The sequence below is a fragment of the Limnospira sp. PMC 1279.21 genome (genome assembly GCF_032349615.1).
GTDB lineage: Bacteria > Cyanobacteriota > Cyanobacteriia > Cyanobacteriales > Microcoleaceae > Limnospira > Limnospira fusiformis.
In genome coordinates, this window is sequence record NZ_JARPLU010000255.1 from 1 (window position 1) to 4,778 (window position 4,778).

10 protein-coding genes and 1 pseudogene are annotated in these 4,778 nt (G+C 50.5%); 5 read left to right on the top strand and 6 right to left on the bottom strand.

From position 1 onward, the window contains the following. Both P5683_RS22805 and P5683_RS22810 read left to right on the top strand, forming a co-directional pair. On the top strand, positions 1-677 hold a 677-nt coding region (locus P5683_RS22805), incomplete at its 5' end, for a hypothetical protein (RefSeq protein ID WP_315654999.1). 143 nt (positions 678-820) lie between these two features. Next, positions 821-1,072, top strand: a pseudogene (locus tag P5683_RS22810) (hypothetical protein); the annotation flags it as partial. A 70-nt stretch (positions 1,073-1,142) separates the two neighbouring features. Here P5683_RS22810 and P5683_RS22815 read toward each other — a convergent pair. From P5683_RS22815 to P5683_RS22835, 4 genes are all read right to left on the bottom strand, one after another. Further along, positions 1,143-1,433, bottom strand: a complete 291-nt coding sequence (locus P5683_RS22815; RefSeq protein WP_006622296.1) for a type II toxin-antitoxin system RelE/ParE family toxin — start codon at positions 1,431-1,433, stop codon at positions 1,143-1,145. Then, entirely contained in the window at positions 1,421-1,768 is a 348-nt protein-coding gene (locus tag P5683_RS22820) for a hypothetical protein (protein ID WP_006670237.1), read from the bottom strand. The genes P5683_RS22815 and P5683_RS22820 overlap by 13 nt, the downstream gene beginning before the upstream one ends. Positions 1,769-1,845: 77 nt before the next feature. Then, positions 1,846-2,118 carry a hypothetical protein gene (locus tag P5683_RS22825; protein ID WP_006622294.1) on the bottom strand — a complete coding sequence of 91 codons (273 nt, stop codon included), beginning with the start codon at positions 2,116-2,118 and terminating at the stop codon, positions 1,846-1,848. A gap of 824 nt (positions 2,119-2,942) precedes the next feature. Next, entirely contained in the window at positions 2,943-3,083 is a 141-nt protein-coding gene (locus P5683_RS22835) for a hypothetical protein (RefSeq protein ID WP_193520546.1), read from the bottom strand. A gap of 56 nt (positions 3,084-3,139) precedes the next feature. Here P5683_RS22835 and P5683_RS22840 point away from each other — a divergent pair, with 56 nt between their 5' ends. Further along, the gene (locus P5683_RS22840) at positions 3,140-3,415 is read left to right on the top strand and encodes a hypothetical protein (protein ID WP_233497750.1); all 276 of its coding nucleotides are present in this window, start codon (positions 3,140-3,142) and stop codon (positions 3,413-3,415) included. A gap of 3 nt (positions 3,416-3,418) precedes the next feature. Beyond that, positions 3,419-3,754, top strand: coding sequence for a type II toxin-antitoxin system VapC family toxin (locus tag P5683_RS22845; protein ID WP_006622290.1), 336 nt, complete (start codon positions 3,419-3,421; stop codon positions 3,752-3,754). Between the two features lie 116 nt (positions 3,755-3,870). On the opposite strand, the gene P5683_RS22850 is transcribed toward P5683_RS22845, so the two are convergent. Then, on the bottom strand, positions 3,871-4,149 hold the full coding sequence (locus tag P5683_RS22850) for a UPF0175 family protein (RefSeq protein WP_006615913.1): 279 nt from the start codon (positions 4,147-4,149) through the stop codon (positions 3,871-3,873). Here P5683_RS22850 and P5683_RS22855 point away from each other — a divergent pair. After that, positions 4,142-4,309: a hypothetical protein gene (locus tag P5683_RS22855; RefSeq protein WP_315641160.1), complete on the top strand. Its 168-nt coding sequence runs from the start codon at positions 4,142-4,144 to the stop codon at positions 4,307-4,309. The two genes, P5683_RS22850 and P5683_RS22855, sit on opposite strands and share 8 nt — an antisense overlap. 106 nt (positions 4,310-4,415) lie before the next feature. Here the strand turns inward: P5683_RS22855 and P5683_RS22860 are convergent, their stop codons facing one another. Further along, on the bottom strand, positions 4,416-4,685 hold the full coding sequence (locus P5683_RS22860; RefSeq protein ID WP_315641159.1) for a hypothetical protein: 270 nt from the start codon (positions 4,683-4,685) through the stop codon (positions 4,416-4,418). Between the last annotated feature and the right edge of the window lie 93 nt (positions 4,686-4,778).

The following is a 4,778-nucleotide window of genomic DNA, read 5'->3' on the forward strand; positions in this document are numbered from 1 at the left end:
AAGCCCAAAAGGAAACTGAACGAGTCATCAAAGAAGAGTCCCAAGAAACCGAACGTTGCTTCCGGGAAACCGATCGCCGCTTCCGGGAACAATCCGAAGAAAGCGATCGCCGCTTCGAGGAAACCAAGCAACTCCTCCAGCGACAGTCCGAAGAAAGCGATCGCCGCTTCCGGGAACAATCCGAAGAAAGCGATCGCCGCTTCCGAGAAACCGAACGAATCATCCAACAACAAAACCAACAACTCAACCGGCAATTAGGAGAACTGGGTAACCGCCTCGGAGAATTTGTCGAATGGCAAGTCCGCCCCGCCGTCGTCCAACTGTTTCAGCGACGAGGAATTTCCGTTAATGAATTTCATCCTAATATCTCCGTTAAACGCTTTGGAGAAGCCATAGAAATTGATTTGCTGGTGGTCAACACTGACCAAGCCATATTAGTGGAAGTCAAAAGTAAACTCACCGAAACCGACATCAACGAACACCTGGAAAGACTGGAAAAATTCAAGCGGTTAATGCCCGCTTATCGTGATTTTCATGCCATGGGAGCCGTAGCCGGAATGGTGGTTCCCGAAGAAGTCGCCAGCTATGGCTATCGTCGGGGGTTATTTGTATTGGCACAGTCGGGAGATAGTGTAGTAATTTTAAATGATGATAAATTCCGTCCCCGCCAATGGTAAATTAGAGCCAGAGTTGGCGATCGCGCGCGTCGGAGTGCCACGTTAAGAAACCCGGTTTTTTGAAAAAACCGGGTTTCTGGAAACAGGCGATCGCGCAGTCGGAGTGCCACGTATCGCGCAGTGGTGACCTGCTAAAATGGAGAATTCAAACACCACCAAGGACAACCCCCATGACGACCAATGCTGATGATGTTTGGAGACTGCTGGCGGAACTCATAGAAGCCCAAAAGGAAACTGAACGAGTCATCAAAGAAGAGTCCCAAGAAACCGATCGCCGCTTCCGGGAACAATCCGAGGAAAGCGATCGCCGTTTCGAGGAAACCCGACAACTCCTCCAGCGACAATCCGAAGAAAGCGATTCTCGTTCCGAGACGCTGGGCGAACGTCGTTCCGAGACGCTGGGCGAACGTCGTTCCGAGATGCCATGCGATCAATTTAAGCCCCGTTCTCAATGAGTTACTAATTTTAATAAGGTCGGTTTTCTCGCCCGTGATAGACTCGCAAAACAATCACATCGTCTCCCAGAAGAGTGTAATGAATGACATAACCATATTTACCAATAGAAACGAAGAGTTTACGCAATCCCGGACTTTGACCGATCGCCGTACCTCTGCGGGGATTATCCTGTAAACTTTCGGCAGAAGAGACAATCCCTCGTACCGCCCGGGCGGCAGCGTCAGCATTGTTAATTTTTAAAAAATCGTAATGACGATTGAGATCGTCTACTGCGCCTTCAGTCCAAACTATCTGGGGCATGGGCCTTCCCGATCCGTTCCCAAGCGATCGGCCCATTCGCGCACGCGGTCATGGGGTACTGAGACACCTTGACGATGATAAGTTTCGAGAGCCAATTGACTTTGCCGAACCATTTCCGCTTCGGTCAGACCGCGAAAGTTTAATCCCGAGTCGATTTCCCCATACTCAAACAATTCTTCAGTTCCGGGATCGGATTCCTTCCTGAGCAATTCCTCAAAATCTTCCAAGCGATCGGATGCACCAATGAGCCATTCCGAAAGCAGATGTTTGACTTGTGATCCCGACAAAGGTTCGAGTCGTTCCAAAATTTTTTGTCTGATGTTATTTTCGGTCATAACATTTAACGTTTTGCCCCTTATGTAAGTCGCCGTTGTTCATCAAAGACATCCAAGCCGATGTAACCACAAAAACTTTACGTCTCTTGCTCATCATGCTTGGGCGTACCATATAAATAACGATCGCGTCGATGTGCCAAATCAGAGATTCCCGTTTCCATTTGACACGCTTCTATCACCGATAAAAATCCATCCCACCCAGATTCAGACGGTTCCGAAGAAACTCCCGGAGCCGGAGCAGTGGTTGACGCATCCAGAAAAGTAATAATAACCGGATTCAATTCGGGATAAGAAATCGGTTCGCTTGGATGAATAACCCCGTCTTTAAAAATTCCCTTGATTGACCGCATCAACTCACGTAAAACTCCTGGGAGGGTTGGAAGCTCCGTGATTGATCGCGGAGAGGAAAACCGACTCAAGCGGATGACCGCCGCCAGCACCCCCTTGCGGGGTGGAGGGGTATGGTTGCCCCTCCATGGAGCTATGGTTGGCTCCGACTCCCTTGCGGGGTAATGTTTGCGCTTGCGCTAACGCGCACGCTGCGCGAACGCTAATGTTCAGAGTCGGTACTTTCCAAATCGCACTGTCTTAACCCCTTAGGACTGTTTAACGATTTGGTTCTAGTGCCTGGAACTAGCACGCATTCCAGGGTAGGAACTTTAACTCTTGCTCTGAACGTAGCCAGTTAAGGCTATAGCTGGTCAGCTACCTGAAGGGGAGGGCACGAAGCCCCCGTGCTTCAGCCGGGGGTGCTGACTTCTCAAATTTCGACGGATGTCTATTGTAACACGAATTTCGAGCTTCCAAAGCATTGCCCGTCCTCGGCAGTTGGGAGGGCTTCACCCGCCGAATCACGTCAAACACCTTCCGCGTCGTGTCCGGGCGCCGGAAGACGATCGCAACAACAGGTGTCGTCAGCAATTCCGATGGGGCCATGAGCGCTGGGGGTTGACAGGATGGGTGCGACGCTCTCGATTATACAGGCAAGATGCCCGTGCTACACGAAGAGCGATCGCATAGCACGAATCGCCATTCGGTTTGCCGGAACAAAGTATTCGGTTATCCGCACTTGACAATTTTTTAAAAATATGTATAAGAGCGCCGACTGAGTTACAGGAGTCAATATCCGGTGCGATCGCGCTTCTGTGGGGACGGCTGCACCGGCGGCATCACATCAAACACCTTCCGCGTCGTGTCCGGGTGCCGGAATGCGATCGCAACAACAGGTGTCGTCAGCAATTCCGATGGGGCCATGAGGGCTGGGGGTTGACAGGATGGGTGCGATCGCGCAGCCTGTGCGAAGCACCCATCGCATCGTATCTGGTTTCTGCCAACTTTTCGGAGTTGATAACAAACAGTCGGGACAATTAAGTGCTAAAATTTAAACCCATTCAAACTGAGTTGAAAGCCGTAATGGAAGCTCTGCGAATCATCACCCAACCCGTCAATCGGCAACTGATTATCGATCTCCCCCCGTCACTGACCGGCGACCAACAATATGAAGTGATCGTTCTCCCCATCAGCTCCCAGGAATCGGTGACAACTCCACCGCGTCGCCGACCTTCTGAAAAACTGGCGGGTACAGTTCACCTATTTGACGATCTCATCGCACCCACCACCCCGGACTCCGATTGGGAATCCTCCTGAGCCATGCTATTGCTTGATACTCACATTTGGATACGCTGGCACAACCCCCAGTCGGGTCGTTTCGCCCTTGCTGAAAACCTAATCGAGGAGATAGAAACGGCTGACAGTATTGCCATCAGTGCAATTTCCTGTTTGGCGATCGCCCTGGAAGGAGACATTCAGGTATTACCCGTCGATCGCCCCATTGCGATCAAAGCGTCTCAACTACCGGAGCATCATCGCGACCCAGCCGACCGGATTATCATTGCAACTGCCCTCATACATGAGGCTTCATTGGTCAGTCTAGATTCTGTTTTTCCTCAGTATGAAGAACTAAAAGACCGTTTAATTACCGGTTAATTTTCAACCGTTCGATCGCGTGGGCGGGATCAAAATCTCATCAAATAACCGGGGTAACAGTTGCCAGCGATCGATGAGAATCAAAGCAATTAATGGCATCACATTGACAACAACCTTCATCGATCCCTCAATTTCTCGGCCAATTCTCGACTGGTTTTCGCCTCCTCTTCAAACTCAGCTTCGGTGTAGTCGATCGCGGCAAATCCCCGTTCGCCAATCAAACGATAAAACTCCAAACGGCTGCATCCCAAAATCTCCGCCGCCACCCCCGAAGAAATTTTACCCTCTTCATAGAGTTGACCCAAAGTCAAAATCATCACCCGTCGCTTAAACCCTTCGGGTTCTTCCCGACAAGCCACCAACAACTGTTCTGGAAATTCAACGAAAATGCTCATTTCACCGAACCCGATGCAATACTCGGTCAATTTAGGCGATCGCACTCCCGATTATACAGGCAAGATGCCCCGACTACACGAAGAGCGATCGCATAGCACGAATCGCCATTCGGTTTGCCGGAACAAAGTATTCGGTTATCCGCACTTGACAATTTTTTAAAAATATGTATAAGAGCGCCGACTGAGTTACAGGAGTCAATATCCGGTGCGATCGCGCTTCTGTGGGGACGGCTGCACCGGCGGCATCACATCAAACACCCTCCGTGTCATATCCAGACGCCGGAATGCGATCGCCAGGTTTCTCGAAGTTTCCAGAAACAAGCGATCGCTTTCCCCAACCACCCAGGGGTCACATATTCCTGTAGGGGCGGGTTCAACAGCCTATATTCTTCTTCACCAGCAGCTATATAAACCCGCCCTACTTTCCCCAAACAACCATTGTCGGCTGCGCCAGAATTTAAGAAACCCGGTTTTTTGAAAAAACCGGGTTTCTCGAAGTTTCCAGAAACAAGCGATCGCGCGCGTCGGAGTGCCACGTATCGCGCAGTGGTGACCTGCTAAAATGGAGAATTCAAACACCACCAAGGACAACCCCCATGACCACCAATGCTGATGATGTTTGGAGACTG